The following is a 23,956-nucleotide window of genomic DNA, read 5'->3' as shown; positions in this document are numbered from 1 at the left end:
CGATGACTCCTTTGGCCACTCGTGAGAACCAATCCGAGGAAGACATGGCTGCAGATCCAAGTGAGACCGTGGTGGAACTCCGCGGAGTGTCGCTTGACTATGGCAACAACCGGGTTCTCGATCATTTCGATCTCCGGGTGCAACGCGGTGAGCTCGTAGCACTGCTCGGTCCAAGCGGCAGCGGAAAGACCACGGTGATTCGCACCATTGCGGGGTTCCTGGATCCGAGCGAAGGACAGGTGCTGCTCGCGGGCAGCGATGTGACCTACAAGCCGGCTCATCGGCGCGGAGTCGGCGTCGTCTTTCAAAGCTATGCGTTGTTTCCGCACCTCAGCGTGTTCGACAACATTGCCTATCCGCTCCGTGGACGCCGGGTCGGCCGCTCGGCACTCAAGAAGCGCTGCGATGAACTGATCGAACTGGTTCGCCTCGGCGATCAGGAACATAAGAAGCCGGCAAAACTCTCCGGGGGCCAGCAACAGCGGGTCGCCCTGGCCCGTGCGCTTGCCATGGATCCTGAGGTGCTGTTGCTGGACGAGCCGCTGTCGAACCTGGACGCCAACCTGCGCCGCGATGTCGGCGAGGAAATCCGGCGGCTGCAACAGCGCACGAATACCACCGCCATCATGGTCACCCACGACCGCCAGGAAGCGTTCGGCATGGCCGACCGGATTGCGGTGCTGCGGGGCGGAAAAATAGAGCAGCTCGGCACGCCTCGTGAACTCTATCGCTCGCCGGCAACGCGATTTTTGGCCGAGTTCGTCGGCGAATCGAATATAGTCGTCGGCCGGATCATATCCACCGAGTCCGATGGCGAGAAGTCGCGCGTTCTGATCGATTCCGAGATCGGCGAGCTGCGCGTGGACGGCTCCGGGAGTCCAGGCAAGATTGTCGAGATCCTGATCAGACCGGAGGACCTGAGCTTCCAGGCCGATGCCACGGGCCTCAACACCATCACCGCGACGCTCAAAGAAACCTTCTACTACGGCAGCAATGTGGTCGCCACCGTTCAGGCAGGCAATAAGCAGCTGTCGTTGATCGCCTCGGGCTCGTCGTTCGTTCCGCCCGACATCGGCCACCAGGTCCGGCTCAGCATCGAGCCGGGCGACTGCATACTCCTGGACGGAGCAAGCTAGTGGCGCTCGACACGCTGACTCCGGAGACGCCGGAGATCAAACCCAGACCGGCTGAGGCTCGGCCGCCGAAGGGCAGAAAGTCCATGTGGCTACTGCTTCTCCCGATGCTGGTGGTCTTCGCCGCAGGCTTTGCCCTTCCGCTGCTCAACGTTGCCCGGTTCTCACTCGACCGGTTCGATGCAGCGCAGGGCGGCCAGGTGCCAGCCTGGTCTATGGAACAGTTCCTCGCCGTGTTCAGCAATGAGCTGTACCGGGAACTGATTTTCCGGACCTTCGGCCTGGCTCTGGCCACCACGCTGATCTCGATTGTGCTCTGCTATCCGCTGGCGCTTGCCGTCACCCGGGGACCGCGCAGGCTTCGCGGCATCCTGATGGCGGTCGTGATGACACCGCTGATGGTCAGCGTCGTGGTCAAGACTTTCGGCTGGTCTGTGCTGCTCAGCGGCGACGGCATCCTGCAGCAGGCGCTGAACGCAACAGGGCTCGATATCCGCCTGCTGTTCACCCCTGTCGGCGTCACCATCGGCCTGGTGCACACATATATGCCGTTCATGGCGCTGAGCCTGATTGCCGCACTTGCCGCCATCGACCGCCGGACCGAGGAGGCGGCAACGTCGCTCGGCTCGCCCCCGTTCAAGGTGTTCCTCAAGGTGACGCTGCCGCAGACCGTCAATGGCCTTGCAGCGGGATCGGTGCTGACCTTCGTGACCAGCATGAGCGCCCTGGTGACGCCGCAGCTGCTTGGCGGCGGTCGGGTGAGCACGATCGTCACCGCGATTTACGACCAGGCGACCAGCGGACAGAACTGGCCGCTCGCCTCCGCGCTCGGGGTTGTGCTGCTGATCATCACCTTCATCATGCTGTCCCTCCAAGCCCTGGCGGTGCGACGTGCCACAAACTGACCAGCTACCCACCAGGCCGACGGAAGCGAAAACCAGGCCCGGTCGCAAGCCGCGGCTCAGACTGGGAAGCGTCATCTTCGCAATCGCGGTAACGCTCATCGTGCTGTTCGTGCTTGCGCCGCTCCTGGTTGTCGCCGCAAGTTCCGTGACGTCGAGCGGCTACCTGAAGTTTCCGCCGCAGGGCTTCTCTCTGCAGTGGTTCGGTGCGGCCGCGGAAAATTCGAAGTTCGTCGAATCGTTCTCCACCAGCATCCGGCTTGCGCTTGGCACCATGATCATCAGCGTGGTGTGCGGGGTGCTCGCTGCGTACGCCATCAACCGGTACCCGGGGCGAATTGCCAACTTCCTCGAGCAGCTGTTCCTCTCGCCGCTCATGCTCCCGGCGGTCGTCTTCGGGCTTGGCTTCCTCTTTGTGCTTTCCGCCTTCGGATATCGCGGGTCGTTCTCCGGTGCTTTGCTCGCACACGTCATCGTGGCGTCGCCATTTGTGATTCGCTCGACCCTGGCCGGCTTCCGCAGCATGGATTCCCGGCTCGAGGAGGCCGCCCGTTCGCTCGGAGCCGGGCCGCTGCGCAGCTTCTTCACCGTGGTGCTGCCGGGTGTCGCAGGCAGCGTCAGTTCCGGCGCGATCTTCGCCTTCGTCATCTCCTTCGATGAAGCGGTCGTCACACTCTTCCTCACTGGGCCAGGCTTCGAAACCCTTCCGGTCACGATTTTCACCTATGTGCAGTACTCCAACGATCCGACCGTGGCCGCTGTGTCGACAGTGCTGCTGATCTTCTGCGCCGTGCTTGTGGCTGTGATGATGCGGCTGGGAAAGGACGGCGATGAACGCTGACCAGCATCGAAAGGTCGCAGTCGTTACCGGGTCGTCGTCCGGAATCGGCCGTGCCACCGCAGAACGCCTGGCCGAGGAAGGCTACGACCTGATCCTGCACGGGCTCAACGACGGCGCAGGGATAGCCGAGGCTGTGGCCGCCGTTCGCTCGCGCGGCGCCGACGCGCGCTATGCCGTCGGAGACATCCGGGACCCGTCGACTCCGGCGGCGGTTATTGCGCTAGCGGAGCAGTATTACGGCCGCCTCGACGCGCTCGTCAACTGCGCGGGTGCCGGGTTGACGAAGCGGTTCACCGCGATCACCGCGGAAGAATGGGGCGGAATCATCGACATGCACCTCGGCGCGGCGACGACGACCTGCCGGGCCGCGTATCCGATGCTCCAGGCCAGCCGGGGCGCGGTGGTCAACGTCTCTAGCCTCGCCGCCACGGTCGGACTGCCCGGCCGGGTCGGATACGGCACCGCCAAGGCAGCGCTGGAGGGCTTCACCCTCAATCTGGGCTGCGAATGGGCCCCGGAAGGAATCCGGGTCAACGCGGTAGCGCCGGGCACGATACTCACCCCGCTGGTCAGCGCCAACTTCGACAAGGGGCTGCTCGACGAACGCGAGGTTCTGCAACGCACGCCGATGAATAGACTCGGCGAGCCGTCCGAGGTAGCCGCCGTCGTGTGGTTCCTGCTATCGAACAACGCGTCATATATGACTGGTCAGACCCTGCATGTCGATGGCGGCTGGTCCAGTTGGGGAGGCTGGTCATGATCCATCGCACCGCGAAGGAGATCCGGGCCGACGTGCTCGACGGCCGTAGCACGGCCGTGCAGGTGACCGAGGAGACCCTGGCGAAGATCGCGGACGCTGAGGATTACCTGCACGCGTTCCTCACAGTCGCCGGAAGTCACGCGCTCGACCAGGCAGGGCGGCTGGAGCAAAGGGCGGCCGCTGGTGAGGCGCCGGGGCCGTTGTGGGGGGTGCCGTTCTCGGTCAAGGACACCTACGACACCGCGGGCGTGCGAACCACCTACGGCTCCAGGGTCTTTGCCGACCACGTTCCCGACCGCGACGCCGAACTTGTCCGCCGGGTGCGGCAGGCCGGGGGAGTCCTGGTGGGAAAGACAAACACTCCTGAGTTCGCGATTTACATCAGGACGGTCAACGAGTTGCAGGCGGAGACAGTCAACCCGTGGGACCACGCCCGAACCACCGGCGGCTCCAGCGGGGGAGCGGCGGCCAGTGTCGCGGCGGGTCTGACTCCGATCGCGATCGGAAGCGATGGTGGCGGATCGGTGCGGATTCCCGCGGCACTTTGCGGCGTGGTGGGGCTGATGCCCTCCCGTGGATCGATCCCTCGGGGCGGGGGGCATATCGGCACCAGGCGGTTTTCCTCGGCGGGCCCTCTGGCGGCCGATGCCGGCGACGCGTTAACCCTGTGGCGGGTGATGGCCGGCCCCGACCAGGCCGACGGCCTGTCCCGCGGTCTGCTGCCCACCGGGGTGACGCACGCCGATCCGCCCGGAGCGCCGCGGATGCGCTGGATCGCGGAAAGCGGTGTGCCCGGCGGTGAGGCCGACGTCGTCGAAACCGTTCAGTCCAGCGCGGAGCTGTTCGCGCACGAGCTGAGGGTGCCGCTGGAGGTTTCCACGCGAAGCATGCAGGCGGCGCGGTTCTCAGAGGCGTTCTACGCCATGATGCAGGCCGACCGGCTCTCGACCGGCGGACGGGAACTGCTCGACGATCCGGCCACCAATTCGCTCTTGACCGGATATGGCAGGCACCAGTTCGAGCGGGCCGCCGCCATCGACGGCGCCGCCTATTCGGCCGCCGTCGAGGTCCAGCTTTCCGCAACCGAGCACCTGCTCGGCCTGCTGGACGAGGTCGATGTCTTGCTGACGCCGACCCTGAGCTTTGTCGCTCCGCTGATTCCGAGCGGCGAACAACCCTTGCCGGAGGATGCCCGACGTGGCTTCGTTGCCTTCACCTACCTGATGAACTACACCGGATTCCCTGCCGTCACAGTGCCCGCCGGCCTGGTGCGGGGACTGCCGGTCGGGCTGCAGATCATCGGCCGGCCCGGGTCAGAGGAGTATCTACTCGACCTGGCAGGCAGGTTCCAGCGCCAGGTGTACCGGATGCCTGACGTTCGCCCGCTTTCCCGACTCGGAGGACACGAATGACAACCAGGACGCCCGTTCTGCTCACGTTCGACATGGACGCGGAGACGCTGTGGACCGCGCGAGATCCGGACGGCGCGAACAAACCGGTGTGGGTATCCCAGGGACACTACGGCCCGAAAGTCGGCCTGCCGCGAATCCTCCGCCTGCTGGAGAAGTACGGCGTCACGGCAACCTTCTTCGTTCCGGGCCAGGTGATCGAACGCTACCCGGCGGAAATCGAGAGCATCCTTAGCGCCGGCATCGACATCGAGCATCACAGCTACTCGCACACGTGGTCGGACGGGCTGAGCCGGGACGCCGAAGCCGAGGAATTCCAGAAGGGCTTCGATGCCATCGTCAGTGCCACCGGACGCAAACCACTGGGCTGGCGATCGCCAGCGGGTGAGCTGACGCCGCACTCGGTCGGGCTGATGGAGCAGTACGAATTCAGCTTCTCCTCCAACCTCTTCGATTCCGACACCGCGCATTTGCTGAGCGACGCCGGGAGGGTGACCGACATCGTTGAGCTACCGTTCGCCTGGGCGCTCGATGACGCTCCGTTCTTCCTGTACAGCAATCGGTTGCAGGGCCGGGTGATGTCGGCGCCGAGTGCTGTCGCCGAGACCTGGATCCGGGAGTACGACGGGATCAGCACGGAACCGGGCGCACACTTCATGCTGGGCATGCATCCACAGGTGATCGGCAGGCACTCCCGGTTGTGGGCGCTGGAGGAAACCATCAGGCACATTGTGGATGCCGGCGACGGAGAGTTCGTCTCCTGCGCGGACTATGCGGCGCGGGTTCGTCCCGGTCTGGTCGAAGCGAACACGCCATGACCACGTTCAGCGAAAAGGTAGCGGTGGTGACCGGCGGCGCGAGCGGCATTGGCGCGGCAGTCGTCAGTCAGCTGCGGGCTGCAGGAGCCGAGGTGGCAGTCGCCGATCTAACGCCCACCAGGGGATACCCCGCGGTGGACGTGTCCGACACTGGCAGCGTGCTGCAGTTCGCCGACCTGGTCGCCGACCGATTCGGCAGGTGCGATGTGCTGATCAACTGTGCCGGCATCGTCACAGTTGGCACGATAGAGCAGCTGGACGAAGCCGATTGGGACCGGTCGTTCGCCGTCAATGTGCGTGGAGTGTGGCAGATGGCCCGGCATCTGCTGCCGCTGATGCCGGAACACTCAGCGATCGTCAATGTCGCCTCGGGAGCCGGGCTGCGGGCGATACCGGCGCTACCGGCATATGTCGCGTCCAAAGCCGCGGTCGTCGGGCTGAGTCAGGCGATGGCGATTGATCTGGCCGAGCGCCAGATCCGGGTGAACTGTGTGTGCCCCGGCCTGGTGGACACACCGCTGGCGGCCGCGACCCAGGAGGCCAGGCCCGATCATGTCCGGGAGGCAGTTGCCGATTACCAGAACTACCTGATCAAGCGTTCCGCCTCTCCAGATGAACTCGCCGGCAGTATCTGTTTTCTTGCCTCCGATGCGGCGGCCTACATCACCGGAAGCACTCTGGCCGTGGACGGCGGCCGCACCCTGCACTAACAGAAAAGCGTTACTGGGCGCTCACGTAGTTCCACTCTCGCTAGTACCACTCACGTAGTCACCACTCACAAGGAGAAGGACCAATGACAAGCACATTCGACAGGCGCGAATTGCTTCAGCTCGCCGGGCTCTCGGCGGGGGCGATCGCCGCGGGCGGGCTGCTATCTGGATGCCGCTCCGGGGAATCCGGCGGTTCTGGCGGTGGCGACGCCGGCGGCGGCAACAGGCTGCAGATAAACAGCTTCGGCGGAACATTCCAGGAGGCTATTCAAAAGACGGTGGTCGATCCTTTCGAATCGAAGTTCGACGCCGAAGTCTCGGTCACGACGGCGATTTCCAGCGAGGCGCTCACCCGGCTGAAATCATCGCCGGAAGGCAAACCCGCGCTGGACGTGGCGTACATGGACCTGGCGGTCATCTACCAGGCAAAGGAAGCCGGCCTGCTGCAACCGATTGACGCCAGTAAAGTGCCGAGCATCAAGGACCTGTACCCGCTGGCAGTCGACGAACAGGGCTTTTGGGTTGCCGAACTCGCGTCGATGACGGGCATCGCCTACAACACGGAGAAGGTCAAAACACCGCCGAAGTCGTGGCAGGACCTGTGGGATTCGAAGTATGAGAAGAAGGTCACGATCAGTGACGTGGCGGGCACCGCCGGCTACCAGTTCCTGGTGCAGGCGGCTCGGATGAACGGCGGCGACGAGGGCAATATCGATCCGGGATTCAAAGCGATGAGCGACCTCAAGCCGAACATCGTGTCGATCTACAAAACGCCGGATGAGGCCAGCCGCCTGCTGTCCAGCGGTGAGGCCTGGCTTGGCCCGTGGTACGCCGACCGGACCAGCGCGGCCAAATCGAGTGGCGCGCCGGTGGCGTTCGCCGAGCCCGAGGAGGGTGCAATCGCCGTGCTGTCAGCGATGTGCATTCCGAAGGGGACATCGGTGCTTGATCTCGCGCACAATTACATCGACTTCCAGCTATCGGCCGAGGTCAACAAGGAATTCGTCACCACGGTTGCCGAAGGACCGACTAACTCGAAGGTGAAGATCGAACAGGAGTTCCTTGACAACAACTACGTTCCCTACGGCGAGGAGCAGATCAGCTCGCTGATCAACCTGGACAGCGAGAAGATCTCGGCCTCGCTGTCCGAATGGATCACCCGGTGGGCCTCGGAGGTGGCGAACTAGGGCTGGGCTCGCCACACGGACGGCACAGTGTCTGCGGTCCACCCGTTGATACTTGTTGAATTGTCGACTACTCTTCGCCCATGCCAGCCAAGCACACGCCGGGCAAGCATAAGAGCGCGCGCCGCCGGGCGACGGAGGCGGCGTGGATAGTTGTGGCTGTCGTCATTGCGGTTGTCGGCGGTCTTGGCGTGTGGTCGTTCACGACTCGGTCGGCGGACGACGCCAGCTCATCCGCCGATCCCGCAGCGACAGGTTCGAGCACCGCCGGCAATGGAGGGGCAACGTCAAACCCGTCCGCGGGCACTGAGGCAAGGGACACCCGATTGGCGGACTGCAGACGAGACATCGCCGCCGGTGAAATAGCGGTTGAGGCCGCATCCGCCAGTTACCGTGACTGGAGCAGCCATGTAAACGCCGAACGGGATCATCAAAACGGTAAGAGAACGCTGGCCGAAACCGAGGAGCTGTGGGCAAAAAGCAGGGCCAACGGTGACGAGGACGTCAGCAGGTTTAAGGATGCCGAAGCTGCTTTGCAGGCCGCAGGCGATGGCTGCGGGAAATTGGCGAGTACCGAGGATGGAGGCGGCGCGGAAGCGGACGATGCCGCCGATAAAGACGACAATGCAATCGGCAAGTGCCTGCGCCGGGACACCGCCATCGACAAGGTTGTGTCGGCGGGCACCCAGGTCAACTCCCAATGGGAAAGCCACCTCAGGAAGATGAAGACGAAGTCCGCCGTCGATCCGATGACCTACCACCGCGAATGGCTGGACGCCGTCGAGAAAGCGGTTCCCATCCTGGAGGACTTCCGGGCGGCACAGTCGTCACTGGACGAGGTGCCTGCCTGTCCGGCCGCTTAGCCTCCTCCGTCGGCGCGGGATGCGGGGCGGCTGCTGCTAGCCCGGCTCCCGGTGAGGGGCGCGGACTTCGTTCCTGCACGGGCTTCGCGATCCGCAGATAAGGCTTGCACAGAGTTCGCGGTCCTCACGGGCCGCTACTATCTGCTGGCCACTCGATCCGCGAGCTGCAGAAGTGCCCGGGCGCGCTGGACAATTGGCTCGTCCACCATTTTGCCGTCGAACTGAATGGCCCCGATGCCCGATTCCGCGGCGGCATCGAATTCGGCAAGCATCCGGCGTGCCAGTTCGACCTCGTCCGCGGTCGGAGAGAAGCCCTCGTTGATTATCGGCACCTGGCTGGGGTGTATTGCGCTCGCGCCGACGAAGCCCTGCCGCCGAGAGTCGAGCACCGTCTGCCGGAAGGCATCCTGATCCTGATAGTTCGCGATCGAACTCACCAGCCCGATCGGGAGAACGCCAACAGCCCGCGCGGCGAGAACCGTCATCTGGTTGGGCACGAGTTGCAGGTCCGGCTCCGGCGGGATGCCGCTCGAGGTGGCGAAGTCCTCGGAGCCAAGGGTCAGCGCAACCACCCGCGGCGATGCGCCGGCGATCTCCTGCAATCGCCAGAAGCCCGCCACGGTTTCGACCATCGCCACGAATCGCACCGTGCCTACGGGCATCCCGGCGGCCGACTCCAGCTCGGTCACCACCTCGTCGATGATCCGCAGATGGTCCGCGCTGGCTACCTTCGGCAAGGCCAGCGCTCGAACCCCGGGCCGGACGGCGACTTCGAGATCTCGGATCGCTATCCGCCACGGCCGGTTGATCCGCACCACGACGTCGACGCCGTGACCGGCCACCTCGTCGATTGCGGCCGGAAGCAGGCGGCGGGCCGCATCCTTTTCGCCAGGCGGGATGCTGTCCTCCACGTCCAGCTGGATGGCGTCCGCGCCGCGGGTGTGGGCCTTCTCGACGAACCGGCGCGAGGTTACCGGCACGTATAGCAGCGACCTCCAGAAGATTCCGTCGTCCCCAGTCATCCGAATACTCCGTTCTCGTTCAGTTCGTCCCAGTCGGCATCGGGCACCAGCTCGGTGACGATGTCCTTGTTGTGCTGGCCGAGCGCCGGCGCGGGGGCACGGATGCCGCCCGGTGTTCCGCCCATCCGCGGAACCACCGCCTGCATCGGCACTGAGTTTGTTCCGTCCGCATCCGGCCCGTTCGTCACGACATCACGGGTCCTGAAATACTCCGTCTGCATTAGGCCGGCAATATCCATCACCGGGGCGACGGTTACCCCGGCCGCGCGCATCCGGGCAAGGTTCACCTCAAGTGTGTGTGCGCCGAAATAGTCGCCGAGGATTGCGTCGAGTTCTCCGACATGGCGTAGCCGGGCGGCATTGTTGCCGAATCGGGGATCATCGATGAGTTCCGGTCGGCCGATAGTCCGGAAGATCCGCTCGGCCATCGTCTGAGTGGAGCCGGAAAGCGCCAGCCACTGCCCGTCGGCGGCTTGGTATACGTTGCGCGGCGCGCTGGACGTCGAGCGGCTGCCCGTCCGCTCCGGCACCTTTCCGGTCAGCTGGTAGGCGGCGGCCTGCGGACCAAGCACTGAAAACAGCGGCTCGAACAGCGACAGATCGATCACCTGGCCGGGGCCACCAGCCTCGACATGGCGCAGCGCGGCGAGCACCGAGAATGCTCCGTAGGTTCCGGAGATCATATCGGCCAGGGCTCCTGGGGGCAGCACCGGCTCCCGGTCGGCGAAGCCATTCATGGCTGCCAGTCCCGACATCGCCTCGATCAGGGTGCCGAAGCCGGGTTCGGTGGACATCGAACCGGTCTGGCCCCAGCCGGAGATGCGTGTCACGATCAGTTTTGGATTGCGTTCCAGCAGGGTCGCAGGGGCGAGGCCAAGACGCTCCAGAGTTCCCGGCCGGAAACTCTCCACCAGGACATCGGCGACCTGCACCAGCCGAAGCAGGAGCTGCCTGGCCTGCTCGTTCTTCAGGTCAAGGGCGATGCTGCGCTTGTTGCGCGCGTACACCTTCCAAAAGATCTCCGAATCCTTGACGGTCCAGTTGCGCAGCGTATCGCCACGCCCGGGTTGCTCGACCTTGATCACTTCGGCGCCGAAGTCGCCCAGCAACATGGTCAGCTGGTTGCCGGCGACCAGCCGCGACAGGTCGAGCACCCTGACGCCGGCCAGCGGCCCGGCGCTAGAAACCGAACCAGCCCCCGGAGCCGAACCCGATTCCTGACCGCCGTCGCTCATGAAACCACCTCGGCCACTGGATCATTGGCGAGTTTCTCCTTCGGGATCTCCTCGGCGAAGACGAAGACGCCTTCGGCAGGAACGGTGAGCCACACCTGGTCGTCGGTCAGTTTCCGATCGCCCTCGGCAAACATCAGCTGCCCGGCGGCCATTAGCTCGAACTCGTAGCGTGCTCCCACGTAGGAGACCTTCTTGAGCTCCGCCGGAATCGCATTGACCGAAATTGCCGGAACGTCCGTGCGCGGCGGGGTTACCTTGAGCAGCTCGGACCGGACGCCGACGGTGACGCTGGTGCCCCTGGCGAACTGCTGATCCGATTGGACCCGGATCGCGCCCTTGCCGTCGAGCAGGTCGACGACGAGGGTTCCGTTCTCGTTCTCCAACACCTGGGCCCGGAAGAAACTGCACCGGCCGATGAAGTCCGCGACCGCGAGGCTGCTCGGATGGTCATAGATTTCGTTTGGCGTGCCGACCTGCAGCATTTCGCCCTCGCCCATCACTGCCAGCCGATCCGACAGTGAAAGAGCCTCCAGCTGGTCGTGCGTAACGTAAATCGTGGTGATGCCCACGCTCTGTTGCAGATCCTTGAGCCAGGCCCGGGCCCGATCGCGCAGCTTGGCGTCCAGGTTCGACAACGGCTCGTCGAGCAGCAGGACCTTCGGCGAATACACCAGTGCCCTTGCCAGTGCTACGCGCTGCTGCTGTCCGCCGGACAGCTCATGCGGATAGCGCTTGCGATAGGGCAGCAGGCCGACCTGGTCGAGTGCGTCGCCGATCCTGGCGTCCTGCTCCGCCCTGGCGACCTTCCGGATCTTCAGCGGCATCGCGAGGTTCGCTTCAACGGTCATATGCGGCCATAGCGCGTAGGACTGGAAGACCATGCCCAGATTGCGTTCCTCCGGGGTGAGGAACCGGTGCCGGGCGGCATCCACGAAAACCTCGGAGCCGACCCGGATGACGCCGCCGGATGGCTTTTCCAGTCCGGCGATCGATGACAGTGTCGTCGTCTTGCCGCACCCACTCGGGCCGAGCAGGGTGAAGAACTCGCCATCGTTGACGGTGAACGAGACGTCCTTGACGGCCGCCTGCCCGTTGAACTCCACCCGCAGTCCCTCGACGATCAGATCAGGCATATGAACGCACCTTCAATACTCTTCCGGCAATGATGACGACGATTGCGGTGATTCCGATCTGGATGCACGACAGGGCCGCCACCGAACCGCTGTTGCCGTTGAGCCACAGCTGCAGGGTGGTGGTACCGATCACCTGGGAGTCGGCGCTGGCCAGGAACACCGCTGGGGTGAACTCCTTGAACATCTGCACGAACAGCAGCACGAATGCGGAGAACATCGCCGGCACTATCAGCTTGAACAGGATGCGACTGAACGTCCGCCACCAGTCCGCGCCCAGGGTTCGGGCGGCGTTGTCGAGCTCCTCGCCGATCTGCATCACCAGAGGAGCGATGGCGCCGAACGCGGCCGGAATCGACCGGGTGCTGAACGCGATGATCAGTGCAATCAGGGTGCCGTTGATGGCGTTCAGTGGCCCGATCAGCGCGAACGCCCAGAAGAAACCGATGCCGATGATCAGGCCCGGCATCACCTGCGGGGTGAGCGAGGTGAACTCGAGCACCTTGGTGAATCGGAACTTCGAGCGCCGGGCCACCAACACCACGACGGACACGAACAGCGTCGTGATGATCGCCCCGATCAGGGCCACGATCATCGAGTTCTTGATCGAGTCGACATACGCCGGGTACTGGAACACCAGGATGAAGTTGTCCAGGGTCAGCAGGGTGAGCGGGTTGACCAGCGGGGTGAGCAGCTGGGTGAATGCCCGGAGCACTAGGCCGAGGATTGGAAGCAGCGGCCCGAAGACGATGTAGAGCACCGCGAAGATGAAGCCAACCCAGCGCAGGCCACCGATATCCAGCAGACGAGGACGGCTCGCCTTGCCGCTGACCGCAACGAACCGGCGGGCGTTTCGCAGCGAGAGCGCCTGGATCGTGATCAGAATGGCCATCACCGCCAGGGTGACGACCGATGCCGCTCCGACTATGCCGTAGTCCGGGTCGGACTTGGCCAGTCCGTTGATGTAGATGAAGCTGGAGAACAGTTCGATGCCTTCCGGGCGGCCGAGCAGCAGCGGGATGCTGAGTTCCTCGATCGAGGTGCTGAAAATGAGTAGCGCCGAATACAGCACGGCCGGGCGGACCATGGGCAGCACGACAGTCCAGAGGATGCGCAGCGGGCCGGCGCCGCACGTTCTGGCAGCGGCCTCCAGCTGCGGATCGGCAAGTTTGAGCGCGCCGGAGCAGTAAAGATAACCGATCGGCACCAGGGTGATCGCTTGTGCGAGAGCCATCCCTGGAATCGAGTACAGGTTCCACGGCACGGTGCCGAAAACGGCTCGGGCCGCAATGCTGACGAAGCCGGAAGGCCCGTACATCAGGATGTAACCGAACGCCATCACCAGCGGGGAGATATAGATCGGCCACAGCAGTAGCGAACCCAGCACCCGTCCGCCGGGCACCCGGGTGCGGACGACAAGCACCGCGAGCACCAGGGACAGGCCGACGGCGATCACGGTGGTGAGTGTGGCGAAGTACAGGCTGTTCAGCACCACCTTGCCGAAGCCGGCCGTTGTGAACAGCCGGACATAGTTGTCCGGTGTGAAAATCTTGCCGTCGGCATACAGTGCCCGGTCCAAAAGCGATTGGTAGACAGTTGGCGCGAGCGGTGCCAGAACCAGGAGGACGGTGAGGACGAAGACGCCGTACTGGATCCAGGTCGCCTTGCCCTGGCCGAGAAGCCGATGGTAGCGAGGGGCCGGTAGCTCACCGGCCCTCCACGGCGTGGGGGCTTGCGTGCTCATGACCGCCTCCGGCTCCGACTGCGTGATGGGTGCTGGTCAGGCATCGGATCAGCCCTCCATGCCGGCGTTCCACTTGTCGATGAAGGCCTTTTCGTCGGCCTTGCTGATCGGGTCGTAGCCGACGGTGACGATGTTGTCCTGACCGACTTCCTCCACGATGGCGTTGTAGTTGCGCGGAGCCTCGTCCTTCGTCACGTCTTCCCGATACGGGGTGAATCCGCCCTGGAAGACCGAAATCTGGCCGGCGTGCGAGAGCAGGAAGTCGAGCATCAGCCGTGCCGCGTTCGGTTCCGGCGCGGTCTTGGGAATCGACATGCCCCGCAGGAACATCGGGGTGCCGTCGTCGATGTAGCCCCAGCCGAGGATCGCGCCGGACTTCTCTGCTTGCGGAATCACCACGGTGGACGAGAGGAAGAAACCCGCCAGGTATTCGCCGGAGTTGATCTTCTCCACCATCGGGCCCGACGATTGCTCGGCCCGTACGAACGGCAGTAGCTTGTTCAGGGTGTCCCAGCCCTGAGGCCGTTGCTTTGCCCAGTTGTATTCGATCGAGTAGCCGAAGCTGTTCTGGACATCGTAGGTGGTGATCTTGTCCTTGTAGGCGTCTGGATCGCTCTCGGCGAGAGTTGCCAGCGAGGCCAGCCCGGTTGGGTACTGATCCTCCTGCAGCAGGGTCTTGTTGTATCCCATCAGGATCGGGTCGGCTGAGAACGTGTAAAGACCCGGCAGCGGCTGGCCCATATCGGGCAGCTTGTCCGTCTCCGGTGATTCGTAGTCTGCCGCGGCCTTCTTGCTCTCGATGTAGTCGATCCAACTGGTCGGGTCGCCGGAAACCATCAACGAGGCGGGCGAGGTGCCGCTGGCCGACTCGCTGTAGTACTTCTGAAACACCTCCGCGCTGTCCAGGTTGTTGGTCGAAATGGTCAGCCATGGATACAGGGCGTTGAAGGCGTCTGAGATCGGCTTCCAGTTGTACTCGGCCATATTCGAGTAGATGGTGAGCTTCTCTTCCTTCTTGGAGCCCTCAACGATGGAGTCGTAGTCATCCGGATAATATTCCGGTCGGTCCTCTTTGGGCACAGTCTTCTCGCCCCCGGATCCCGAATCGCCACCCCCGCCGCAACTGCTGAGCGCTCCGACGCCGACGATCGAGGTTCCGGCCCACAGCGCTCCGCGGATGAACCTGCGCCGATCGAGCGAGGTACGGATGGCTGCCAGGTTGATATCGCGTGCCGATTCCTTGGACATCAGCTTGCCCTTTCGTGTGTTGTGCTCTGTGGTGTGTCCTGAAGGCAGGTCGTGAAGAAGTCAGATATTGCCGGAACGAGCCCGGCCAGCTGGTGCTGAACGCCGGGCACGATGTCGAGTCGGGCCCGGACCCCGTGATCGCGGAAGCTGGCATGAAGCCGTCTGGCATGCTGCACCCGGTCGCCATGCTCAGCTGTCCCGACATCGTCGGCGCCGACGACGACATGCGTCACGACGTCGCGGATTCGGGCCCGGTCGATGACTTGACCGAACAGTACGGCGATATTGCCGGTGCCGTGCCACCAGTCCGCGCTGTCGTCGAGCGGCGTGATCCGGCCCGGAGCCGCGATGCTGACCGCGGCGACGCGATCGGAATGCAGGTAGAGAAACCGATGCGCGAACTGAGCGCCGCCGGAAAACCCGCACAGGTAGATGTCGGACCGTGGCAGCCTCAGTCGTCGTCCGGCCTCGTCGACCATGCTCAGCAGCAGCTGATCGTAGCGGGGGAGCCCGGCCTGCAACAGCTTGTACCCGTCGACGTCGTCGGCCGCCTGGATCCCGGCCGGAAACAGCGGAGCCAGGATCACAAGGTTATTGGCGGCAGCAAACGGGATGAATGCCTCGCGGGTGCCGATGACATCGCGTTCGGTGCCATGGATAGCGACGAGTAGGCCTCGAGGCGGCTCGGCGTGCTGGGGGTGGAACAGGCAATACGAGAATCGCTGGTCGCTAGGCAAGGCGTAGATCGCCGTGCGACCACCTTGGTCACTCCAGGTGTCTGGCGTAAATGCCACCGTTCGCTGCCCTCCGCCGTTGGAAGTTCGCTTAAAAGGGATCATCCTCCCTCTATTTATAAAATGTCAATGATGAATTATGATCATGAGCCAAGTGGTGTTGGCCGAAGCCTAGGATGTTGCCATGACGTTGAAACCGATGGTCGTGCGCACCAAGAGCGAGGCCGCATATGACGCCCTGCGCGAAGCCATCTTGGACCGGCGATTGGAGCCCGGTCAGCGGGTCACACTGACGGAACTGGCGTCCGACCTGGGCATGAGCCTTACTCCGGTGCGGGAGGCGCTTCGGTTACTGGCGAGTCAGGGGCTGGTGCATCAGGACTCGAATCGGGGCACCTGGATCACCGAGTACTCTCGGGCGCGGGCCGAAGAGGTGTACCGGCTAAGGCTATTGCTGGAGCCCTATGCCATCGAGCTTGCGGCCGCGAAGATGACCGACGATGACCTGGCGGGTATCGATCAGGCCCTGCAGGACTTCGATGCGGCGTGCTCGGAGGCGCGCTACAGCGATCTGCCCGAGCTCAACGCTGTGTTGCACAAGCGCATCTACCGGGTGGCCGGCGCCGGGCTGATGCTTGAGTTCATCAACCGGCTGTGGGAAAGCATCCCGTATCAGTCGATGAGCGTCGTCACTCACCACGAACGATCGGCCAAAGAACACCACCTGATCGTCGACGCGCTGCACAGTCGGGACCCGGCGGCGGCTGCGAAAGCGCTACGCGACCACATCACGCACGCGCGCAGCGAAACGATGGAACGGCTGGAGAACTATTCGACGGATGCGGATTCGTAGCGGGTCTCGCGAGCCGCGCCAGACGTCTCGCGATCCGCGCCAGACGCAATCCAGAGGCCGGGCGCCCGCGTCAGGGACCTGAGGCTCGGACTAGGGAAGGATGACCAGTGGCAAAGGTGACGATTATCGGTGCCGGAGCGATGGGTTCCGTTTACGCGGGCCTTATGCAGTACGCCGGCCATGAGGTGCACGGCGTCACGCTCTGGGAAGACCACATTAACGCGGTGAATGCCAATGGCCTGCGGGTGCATGGCATCAGCGGCGATCGCACTGTGCGGCTCGCATCCATGTCGGCAAGCACCGAAGGGATCGGTAGATCGGATCTGGTCGTCATCGCCACTAAGTCCTTCGATGTCGAGGCGGCTGCTGCCTCGGCGCGTGGCCTGATTGGCCCCGGCACGGTCGTGCAAACCATCCAGAACGGGCTCGGGTCCGCCGACCGGGTGGCCGCGATTATCGGTTCAGATCGGCTAGCGATTGGCGTGGTCGGCGGCTTCGGAGCGTCGGTGCCCGAACCAGGCGTAGCGCATCACAACGGGATGGAAATGATCCGGTTCGGCAGCTACCGGGAATTGCCCCGCGAAGACCTCGCCGCAGGTGCGCAGGTGTGGGAATCGGCCGGGTTCACCACCAGGCTGTTCGACGACACGGCCCAGATGGTCTGGGAGAAGCTGATTATGAATGTCGCCTTCTCCGGCACCTGCTGCCTGACCGGGATGACGATCGGCCAGGTGATAGCCGATCCCGATGCCTGGCGCGTTGCTTCCGCCTGCTCCGCCGAGGCAGTGGCGGTGGCGAGTGCCGCGGAGGTAACGCTCGATGTCGGCGATCCGATTCGGCACGTGCGTACGCTTGGCGGCAAGATCCCGGATGCCCGGCCTTCGATGCTGATCGACGCTTCGCTGCGCCGTCGGTCCGAGGTGGATGCGATCAACGGCTCGATCAGCACCTTCGGCGAGCGGCTCGGCGTTCCCACGCCGACGAACGATGTCGTCGTGGCGCTGATCAAGGCGCGAGAATCGACGTACCTCTGAAGCCTCGATTGAACCATCGACGCAAAACCTGAGCGCCGTGCAGGAACGCGAGCGGAGACACTCGTGTTCCTGCCCGGACTTCGCTGACGCCACGCTGACGCCGTCCGCACCCGCAATCCAGCGGCAGTACGGCGATGCGTATGCAGTGCCGCTGAAATTTCTGGGTTAGAAGGAGCCAGCCTGTAAGTCACACTGCGAATCTATTTCTCAATTTTGATAGAACTTACACCCGCTTCGGGTCTACGCTGAGGCAACTTCATGCGGAGGGTGTGGCAATGCTGCCGGATTCGTCAGAATCAAACCCGATGACTGATATCAGTCGCCGGTTACGTTCTACCCGGTTGAACCGCGGCCTGACCCAGTCGGAGCTCGCGCTCAAAGCCGGATTGAGCCCTTCATTCATCAGCCAGTTCGAGCGTGGTCAGTCGGACGCGAGCATGAGTTCGCTGAGCCGGATCTGCACCGCGCTGGGAATCACCTTCGGCGATTTGTTCAGGTCTGAGCAGGTCCTGCCGAATCTGATCCGTCGCCGTGACCGCCGGCGGATCGACCTGAAGCAGGCTGGATCGAAGTATGTGATCTCCAGACCGGGGATGGCCGGCGTCGACGTCTGCTGCATCGAGTTCAACGTTGGCGGATCGACCGGCGAGGCGTATTCGCATCTCGGAAAGTCCGAGCTGGTGATCTGCATCAACGGCGTCGTCGGCGTCGAGCTGGACGGGGAGCTCCAGCTACTTAACCGCGGCGATTCGGTCGACTTTCAGTCGACGGTGTCACACAGGATAAGCAATCAGGGTTCAGCAAGTGCAGAGTTCTATTGGATTACGCAGGAACTAGACCTCAGTGGTCGGAACGGGGCACCATCGTGAGAACCAGCAAATCCGGAGTCGTTGCCGTCATCGCATCAGTAGTTTTCCTAACGTCTGCCTGTATGCAGGGCGGCGCGGGAAATCAGACCGTCGATCAGAAAGCCTTCGAGAAGGCGCCGGTCGGCACGGTTGAAGAGGGCGCGCTCGATGGCACAACCATGACATTCACCTCATGGGGCGGGGAGTTTCAGAAGGGCCAGGAAGAGGCATTCGGCACGCCGTTCGCTGAAAAGAGCGGGGCCGAGGTTCTGTTCGACGGGCCGACCGACGTTGCAAAAATCAAGGCCCAGGTCGATGCCGGTAACGTCTCCTGGGACGTCGTCAACGCAAGTCCCACCATGAACACGGCGCACTGCGACGAACTGTTCGAGCCGCTCGACTGGAACCTGATCGACACGTCGAAGCTGCCGGAATCGACGCCGAAATCGAAGTGCTATGTACCTTCGCTGAGCTACGGCTACACCTTCTTCTATAACGCCGATAAGTACGGTGATAACCCACCGAAGAACTGGGCCGACTTCTTCGACACCAAGAAGTTCCCCGGCACCCGTGCCGTAGATGGCAGGCCGGTGCCGACCGCCGGCACTTATGAGGCCGCGCTTTTGGCCGACGGAGTCGCCACGGACGACCTGTATCCGATCGACACCGACCGGGCGCTGAAGAAGTGGACAGACATCCAGGATTCGCTGAAGTACTGGAGCTCGGGAGCGGAACAGACCCAGATGGCGCAATCCGGTGAAGCCGATATGGTCTTCGGCTGGAGTGGGCGCATCTACGAAGCCAATCAAAGCGGCGCGAACTTCAAGCCGGTCTGGGACAAGGCATTTATCGCCTCCGACAGCTTCTCCATTGTGAAGGGCTCGAAGAACAAGGTCGCCGCTCACGCGTTCATCAACTATGCGTTGGGCGCCGATCAGCAAAAGAAGATGGCCGAGCTGACCAGCTACTCGCCGGTCAATGTCGATTCGAAGCCGGTCATTCCCAAGGAAGCCGAAGAGTTCAACGTGTCATCCGAGGCTGTAGCCAAGGTCTCGATCCCGCAGAACTCCGAGTACTGGGGCAAGAATCTCGATGAGCTGGGCAAGGCCTGGTCGGACTGGCTGAGCTGATGGCGGTGACCCTGACGGCGACCGACAAGGCGCCACCGTCTGATGGCGCCGCGGCCCGTAGGCCGGTGCCCGAGGCGTCGGCCCGGAACGGATTCAGGTTGGTGGTCCCGGCCGTCATCGTTGTTGTTCTGGTGTTCGTCATCCCGGTGCTCTACATCGTGTGGCAAAGTGTGTCGGACCCAACGATCGGGTTGCAGAACTACGCGTGGCTCCTGACGAGTTCCACAAACCTGCAGGTGCTCGGGCGGACGATCGTGGTGGCCATCGGCGCCACCCTGATCACCGCGGTCGTCGGCTATCCCTACGCCTATCTGATGAGTACCTCGGGCCCGGTTCTCCGCGGGATTATGATGGCCCTAGTACTGCTGCCGTTCTGGACCAGCCTGATGGTTCGCGCCTTCGCCTGGGTGATCATCCTGCAGAACAACGGGGTGCTGAATGCCATTCTTCGTGGGATGGGCGCGCCGGGAGTCAGCCTCCTGGGCACCACGACGGCGACGCTGATCGGGATGTGCCAGGTCCTGATGCCATTCATGGTGTTGCCGATGGTCGCCGTCATGCAGTCGATCGATCATCGGCTGCCGCTGGCGGCACAGGTGATGGGTGCATCCCCGCAGAAGGCGTTTCGGACGGTCTACTTTCCCTTGTCACTGCCAGGAGTGTTCGCCGGGTGCCTGATGGTCTTCATCCTGTCGCTTGGCTTCTACATCACGCCGGCGCTGCTCGGCTCGCCTAGGGAGCAGCTGTTGCCCAACGCCATCTACGCGCAGGTTCTCGAGTTGCTGAACTGGGGACATGGCGGTGCGATGGCAGTTGCCCTGCTGATGATAGTCGGCGTGCTGTTGGCTCTGGTGGCACTCCTTGGCAGAGTGTTTGGCGTCCAGATCGGCAAGCTGGGAGGGACCGGGCTATGAGACTCTCCAGAGTTGTCCTTCTGCTGGTCTGCGGACTGATCGCGTTGTGGCTCGTCGCGCCCACCCTGGTGGTGATCCCGCTGAGTTTCACTTCGCAGCAGTCGCTGGCCTTCCCGCCGACCGGCCTCTCGCTGCGCTGGTACGAGAACTTCTTCGCCAGTCCGCAGTGGATCGGAGGCCTGCTCAACTCGCTGCAGATCGGCCTGATGGTCGCCGTGATTGCGACAGTCATCGGCACCGCGGCTGCCTACGGCCTGATGAAGATCGCCGGTTTCAGGAAGGCCGCGAGCAACAACCTGCTGTTGCTGCCGATGCTCGTGCCTGGAGTGATCTTCGCCGTCGGCGTGTATGCGATCTTCCTGCGGCTGCACCTGGTCGGAACGCTGCCGGGTTTCCTGCTGGCGCACACTGTATTGGCGATTCCGTTCGTGGTTGTTCCGGTGACCTCGGTTCTGGCCAGCTACGACGAGCAGCTGGAACGGGCCGCCTGGGTCTGCGGGGCCGGCAAGCTGAAGGCATTCCTGTCCGTTACCCTTCCGGTGATCGCTCCCGGTGTCACAGCCGGTTTCCTGTTCGCGTTCATCACCTCGTTCGATGAGGTGATCGTCTCGCTGTTCATCTCGAATCCCTACCTGCAGACACTTCCGGTCCGAATGTTCACCAGCCTGCAGCGCGAGGTCGACCCGACCATTGCCGCTGCTGCCACCATCATCATGCTGATCACCACGGCGGCCGCGGCTGTTGGTGTGCTCGCACGCGCGAAACGGAGCAAAACGAATGTCTGAGGCGATCAAGGACGAGGCCCTAGCGACTGGTGCCGCCCCGTCGGCGAGCCAGGGCGCGGCGCTGACACTGGACAATGTCAGCAAGAACTTCGGCACCTTCGCCGCGGTGAAGGGCGTTTCGATAGATGTCCGGCCGGGGGAGTTCGTCACGTTCCTCGGTCCGAGCGGCTCGGGAAAGACCACGAGCCTCAACATGATTGCCGGGTTCGAGACGCCGAGTGCCGGCGATATCCGGTTGGACGATCGGTCGCTGGTCACGCTGCCGATCAGTCGCCGAAATATCGGCATGGTCTTTCAGGGCTACGCGCTGTTCCCGCATATGTCCGTCGAGGACAACATCGGCTATCCGCTGAAGCAGCGCAAGGTTGGCCGGGCGGAGCGCCAGCGCCGGGTGACCGAGGTGCTCGACAAGGTGAACCTCGAAGAGTTTCGCAAGCGGATGCCGGCCCAGCTCTCCGGCGGCCAACGGCAGCGGGTGGCCCTTGCCCGCGCCATCGCCTACCAGCCGCCGTTGCTGTTGATGGACGAGCCGCTCAGCGCCCTGGACAAGGGGCTCCGGGAGCGGCTGCAGCACGAGATCCGCTCGATTCATCAGGATCTCGGCACCACTGTCGTCTACGTCACGCACGATCAGGACGAGGCGCTAGCACTCTCCGACCGGATTGTGGTGTTCAACGAGGGCCGGACCGAGCAGACCGGAACACCGGCAGAGCTCTACGCGCATCCGGACAACCTGTTCGTGGCGAAATTCCTCGGTGAGTCCTTGCTGCTCGAAGGGGAGGTGGCCCGGGATGGCGGCGGAAGCACCGTGTTCCGGACGGCTGCCTTCCAGATCCCGGTCGAGAACCCGCGCGCCCTCGATGGACGGGTCCGGCTGATGGTCCGGCCGGAAAAGATCGGTATGGCCGACGCGGACGGCGGCGCGGACGGCGTCCCGTCCGGTCACGCTCGAGTGCCGGCACGAGTTGAAAGCTCGACCTACCTCGGGCATACCAGCCGATACGCCGTCACTGTCGGCGACGCGGGCGGCGGAATCGTTCGTATCGCCAACGATGACCCAACAGGGGATGCCGCAGGCCGCAATGTCTCGCTCACCTGGGCGGTGACGGACGCGATCCTGCTTCCGGATACGCCCGAATCAAGCCAGCAACCCGGAGAGTGAATCGATATGCGTAATGGATTTGGATCGTTCTGGCTCGATAGCACTGTCGACAAGGGAACGCCCCGACCGCGGCTGGAGGATGACGTCCATGCGGATTACGTCATCGTGGGTGCCGGGTATACCGGCCTCTGGACCGCGTACTGGCTGGCCAGGGAATCGCCTGGCGCGCGGATCGTCATCCTGGAGCAGGACCGGGTGGGTTACGGGGCGTCGGGCCGGAATGGCGGCTGGATCACCGGCAAAACAGTGGGACTGCGCAAGAACCTGGTGAAGAGCGCCCGCGGTCGTGAGGCCGTGCTCGAGATGGAGAAGTACTGCCACAAGGCCGTGTTCGAGATCGCGGACCTCTTCGAGACCAACGGCATCGACATCGGCGCAGCCCGTAGCGGTTGGATGCAGATCGCCCGGACCGAAAGCGAACTGGCCCGGCTGCGACATCACGTCGAGGATGACTATTCCTGGGGCCTTGTCGATGACGACATTCGCCTGCTCGGCGGGAAGGAGACCAGGGACCGGATCAACGTCCCAGGCGCGGTTGGCGCCATCTACAGCCCCTACTCGGTGCGAATGAATCCGGCGAAATTGGCCTACGGACTGGCGAAGCTGTGCACGGATCTTGGCGTGACGATCTACGAGAACTCCCGGGTTGAATCGCTGCACGACGGTACCGCGACGACTTCCCGTGGCTCGGCGTCGGGAGAAATGGTCGTGCTTGCCACCGAGGGCTACACCTCGCAGCTGCCGGGTATGAAGCGGGACCTGCTTCCGATGATCTCGTCGATGGTGGTGACCGCGCCGCTGAGCGACGAGGAGTGGTCGAAGATCGGCTGGGAGAACTCGGAGTGTATGAGCGGCGCTCAGCACATGTACTTTTACTCGCAACGTACCGCCGACGGGCGGATCGCGCTAGGCGGTCGCGGTATGCCCTACCGGTTTGGCTCCCGGCTGGACGAGAACGGCCGGCTGGATCGCAGGACCCAGCGTCAGCTCACCAGCACCCTGCGCGGCCTCTTCCCCCAGGTGGCCCTGGAGTTCGAACACTCTTGGTGCGGCGTGCTCGGCGTGACCCGGGACTGGTCCCCATTCCTTGACGTGCAGCGGGTGCAAAAGCTCACCAGGGTGGGCGGATACGCGGGCCAGGGCGTCACGTCGGCATATGTTGCCGGCCGCTCAGTGACCGATCTGCTGCTCGATCGCGATACCGAGCTGACCCGATCGTCATGGGTGCGTCCGCTGCCAGGAAAGTGGGAGCCCGAGCCGGTCCGATGGATCGGGTCCAATGCGATGTACGGGATGTACCGGGTCGCTGACCGGATCGAACGCCGGCGCGGTGGCCCGGAAACCTCGATCGTTGGCACGGTGGCGAACAAGCTGGCCGGCCGCTGAGAAGCCTGGGGCACTCAAGCTCGCCTTGATTTCGAAAGCCCAACCTTTCCGTCGGCGTAGCAGCTTTACCGATTTGGAGCAGCTTGAACTACCGATCTGGAGGAGGATAAG

The 23,956-nt window shown here is 63.6% G+C and carries 23 protein-coding genes; 17 read left to right on the top strand and 6 right to left on the bottom strand.

All coding sequences use genetic code 11. The features are described from left to right. Positions 1-44 precede the first annotated feature (44 nt). The 9 genes from LWF01_RS15510 to LWF01_RS15470 all read left to right on the top strand — a co-directional run bounded on the left by LWF01_RS15510 (position 45) and on the right by LWF01_RS15470 (position 8,620). Positions 45-1,136, top strand: a complete 1,092-nt coding sequence (locus tag LWF01_RS15510; protein ID WP_349638270.1) for an ABC transporter ATP-binding protein — start codon at positions 45-47, stop codon at positions 1,134-1,136. Further along, positions 1,136-2,038, top strand: coding sequence for an ABC transporter permease (locus LWF01_RS15505; protein ID WP_349638269.1), 903 nt, complete (start codon positions 1,136-1,138; stop codon positions 2,036-2,038). The genes LWF01_RS15510 and LWF01_RS15505 overlap by 1 nt, the downstream gene beginning before the upstream one ends. Then, on the top strand, positions 2,025-2,876 hold the full coding sequence (locus LWF01_RS15500; protein WP_349638268.1) for an ABC transporter permease: 852 nt from the start codon (positions 2,025-2,027) through the stop codon (positions 2,874-2,876). The genes LWF01_RS15505 and LWF01_RS15500 overlap by 14 nt, the downstream gene beginning before the upstream one ends. Then, on the top strand, positions 2,866-3,636 hold the full coding sequence (locus LWF01_RS15495) for an SDR family NAD(P)-dependent oxidoreductase (RefSeq protein WP_349638267.1): 771 nt from the start codon (positions 2,866-2,868) through the stop codon (positions 3,634-3,636). Before LWF01_RS15500 ends, LWF01_RS15495 begins: the two co-directional genes overlap by 11 nt. After that, complete coding sequence (locus LWF01_RS15490; RefSeq protein WP_349638266.1) at positions 3,633-5,048, top strand: amidase; 1,416 nt, start codon at positions 3,633-3,635, stop codon at positions 5,046-5,048. The genes LWF01_RS15495 and LWF01_RS15490 overlap by 4 nt, the downstream gene beginning before the upstream one ends. Next, positions 5,045-5,863 carry a polysaccharide deacetylase family protein gene (locus tag LWF01_RS15485; protein WP_349638265.1) on the top strand — a complete coding sequence of 273 codons (819 nt, stop codon included), beginning with the start codon at positions 5,045-5,047 and terminating at the stop codon, positions 5,861-5,863. Before LWF01_RS15490 ends, LWF01_RS15485 begins: the two co-directional genes overlap by 4 nt. Beyond that, positions 5,860-6,573, top strand: coding sequence for an SDR family NAD(P)-dependent oxidoreductase (locus tag LWF01_RS15480; protein ID WP_349638264.1), 714 nt, complete (start codon positions 5,860-5,862; stop codon positions 6,571-6,573). Before LWF01_RS15485 ends, LWF01_RS15480 begins: the two co-directional genes overlap by 4 nt. An 83-nt stretch (positions 6,574-6,656) precedes the next feature. Further along, entirely contained in the window at positions 6,657-7,760 is a 1,104-nt protein-coding gene (locus LWF01_RS15475) for an ABC transporter substrate-binding protein (RefSeq protein ID WP_349638263.1), read from the top strand. 80 nt (positions 7,761-7,840) lie between these two features. Beyond that, a complete protein-coding gene (locus tag LWF01_RS15470) occupies positions 7,841-8,620 on the top strand; it encodes a hypothetical protein (protein WP_349638262.1) in 780 nt (259 codons plus the stop codon). Positions 8,621-8,757: 137 nt separating this feature from the next. On the opposite strand, the gene LWF01_RS15465 is transcribed toward LWF01_RS15470, so the two are convergent. The 6 genes from LWF01_RS15465 to LWF01_RS15440 are packed head-to-tail and all read right to left on the bottom strand — an operon-like array spanning position 8,758 to position 15,793. Next, positions 8,758-9,642, bottom strand: a complete 885-nt coding sequence (locus LWF01_RS15465) for an HpcH/HpaI aldolase/citrate lyase family protein (RefSeq protein WP_349638261.1) — start codon at positions 9,640-9,642, stop codon at positions 8,758-8,760. Continuing rightward, on the bottom strand, positions 9,639-10,877 hold the full coding sequence (locus LWF01_RS15460) for a CaiB/BaiF CoA transferase family protein (RefSeq protein WP_349638260.1): 1,239 nt from the start codon (positions 10,875-10,877) through the stop codon (positions 9,639-9,641). Before LWF01_RS15460 ends, LWF01_RS15465 begins: the two co-directional genes overlap by 4 nt. After that, complete coding sequence (locus tag LWF01_RS15455; RefSeq protein WP_349638259.1) at positions 10,874-12,010, bottom strand: ABC transporter ATP-binding protein; 1,137 nt, start codon at positions 12,008-12,010, stop codon at positions 10,874-10,876. The genes LWF01_RS15460 and LWF01_RS15455 overlap by 4 nt, the downstream gene beginning before the upstream one ends. Next, entirely contained in the window at positions 12,003-13,751 is a 1,749-nt protein-coding gene (locus LWF01_RS15450; protein WP_349638258.1) for an ABC transporter permease, read from the bottom strand. The genes LWF01_RS15455 and LWF01_RS15450 overlap by 8 nt, the downstream gene beginning before the upstream one ends. A 48-nt stretch (positions 13,752-13,799) precedes the next feature. After that, positions 13,800-14,999 (bottom strand): ABC transporter substrate-binding protein, encoded by a 1,200-nt coding sequence (locus LWF01_RS15445; RefSeq protein WP_349638257.1) that lies wholly within the window; start codon positions 14,997-14,999, stop codon positions 13,800-13,802. Beyond that, complete coding sequence (locus LWF01_RS15440; RefSeq protein ID WP_349638256.1) at positions 14,999-15,793, bottom strand: alpha/beta hydrolase; 795 nt, start codon at positions 15,791-15,793, stop codon at positions 14,999-15,001. Before LWF01_RS15440 ends, LWF01_RS15445 begins: the two co-directional genes overlap by 1 nt. A 124-nt stretch (positions 15,794-15,917) precedes the next feature. Here LWF01_RS15440 and LWF01_RS15435 point away from each other — a divergent pair, with 124 nt between their 5' ends. From LWF01_RS15435 to LWF01_RS15400, 8 genes are all read left to right on the top strand, one after another. Then, positions 15,918-16,586 (top strand): GntR family transcriptional regulator, encoded by a 669-nt coding sequence (locus tag LWF01_RS15435; RefSeq protein WP_349638255.1) that lies wholly within the window; start codon positions 15,918-15,920, stop codon positions 16,584-16,586. Between the two features lie 107 nt (positions 16,587-16,693). Next, positions 16,694-17,620 (top strand): ketopantoate reductase family protein, encoded by a 927-nt coding sequence (locus tag LWF01_RS15430; RefSeq protein WP_349638254.1) that lies wholly within the window; start codon positions 16,694-16,696, stop codon positions 17,618-17,620. Between the two features lie 305 nt (positions 17,621-17,925). Then, positions 17,926-18,489 (top strand): helix-turn-helix domain-containing protein, encoded by a 564-nt coding sequence (locus LWF01_RS15425; RefSeq protein ID WP_349638253.1) that lies wholly within the window; start codon positions 17,926-17,928, stop codon positions 18,487-18,489. A 62-nt stretch (positions 18,490-18,551) separates the two neighbouring features. Continuing rightward, positions 18,552-19,598 carry an ABC transporter substrate-binding protein gene (locus tag LWF01_RS15420; protein WP_349638252.1) on the top strand — a complete coding sequence of 349 codons (1,047 nt, stop codon included), beginning with the start codon at positions 18,552-18,554 and terminating at the stop codon, positions 19,596-19,598. Continuing rightward, entirely contained in the window at positions 19,598-20,512 is a 915-nt protein-coding gene (locus LWF01_RS15415) for an ABC transporter permease (protein WP_349638251.1), read from the top strand. The genes LWF01_RS15420 and LWF01_RS15415 overlap by 1 nt, the downstream gene beginning before the upstream one ends. Beyond that, entirely contained in the window at positions 20,509-21,297 is a 789-nt protein-coding gene (locus tag LWF01_RS15410; RefSeq protein WP_349638250.1) for an ABC transporter permease, read from the top strand. The genes LWF01_RS15415 and LWF01_RS15410 overlap by 4 nt, the downstream gene beginning before the upstream one ends. Continuing rightward, positions 21,290-22,459: an ABC transporter ATP-binding protein gene (locus LWF01_RS15405; RefSeq protein ID WP_349638249.1), complete on the top strand. Its 1,170-nt coding sequence runs from the start codon at positions 21,290-21,292 to the stop codon at positions 22,457-22,459. The genes LWF01_RS15410 and LWF01_RS15405 overlap by 8 nt, the downstream gene beginning before the upstream one ends. A gap of 6 nt (positions 22,460-22,465) precedes the next feature. Continuing rightward, positions 22,466-23,845, top strand: coding sequence for an NAD(P)/FAD-dependent oxidoreductase (locus LWF01_RS15400; protein WP_349638248.1), 1,380 nt, complete (start codon positions 22,466-22,468; stop codon positions 23,843-23,845). The last annotated feature ends 111 nt before the right edge of the window (positions 23,846-23,956 follow it).

Source organism: Saxibacter everestensis (assembly GCF_025787225.1).
In the GTDB taxonomy this organism is placed as follows: domain Bacteria; phylum Actinomycetota; class Actinomycetes; order Actinomycetales; family Brevibacteriaceae; genus Saxibacter; species Saxibacter everestensis.
This window is presented reverse-complemented; position numbering and strand designations above follow the sequence as displayed.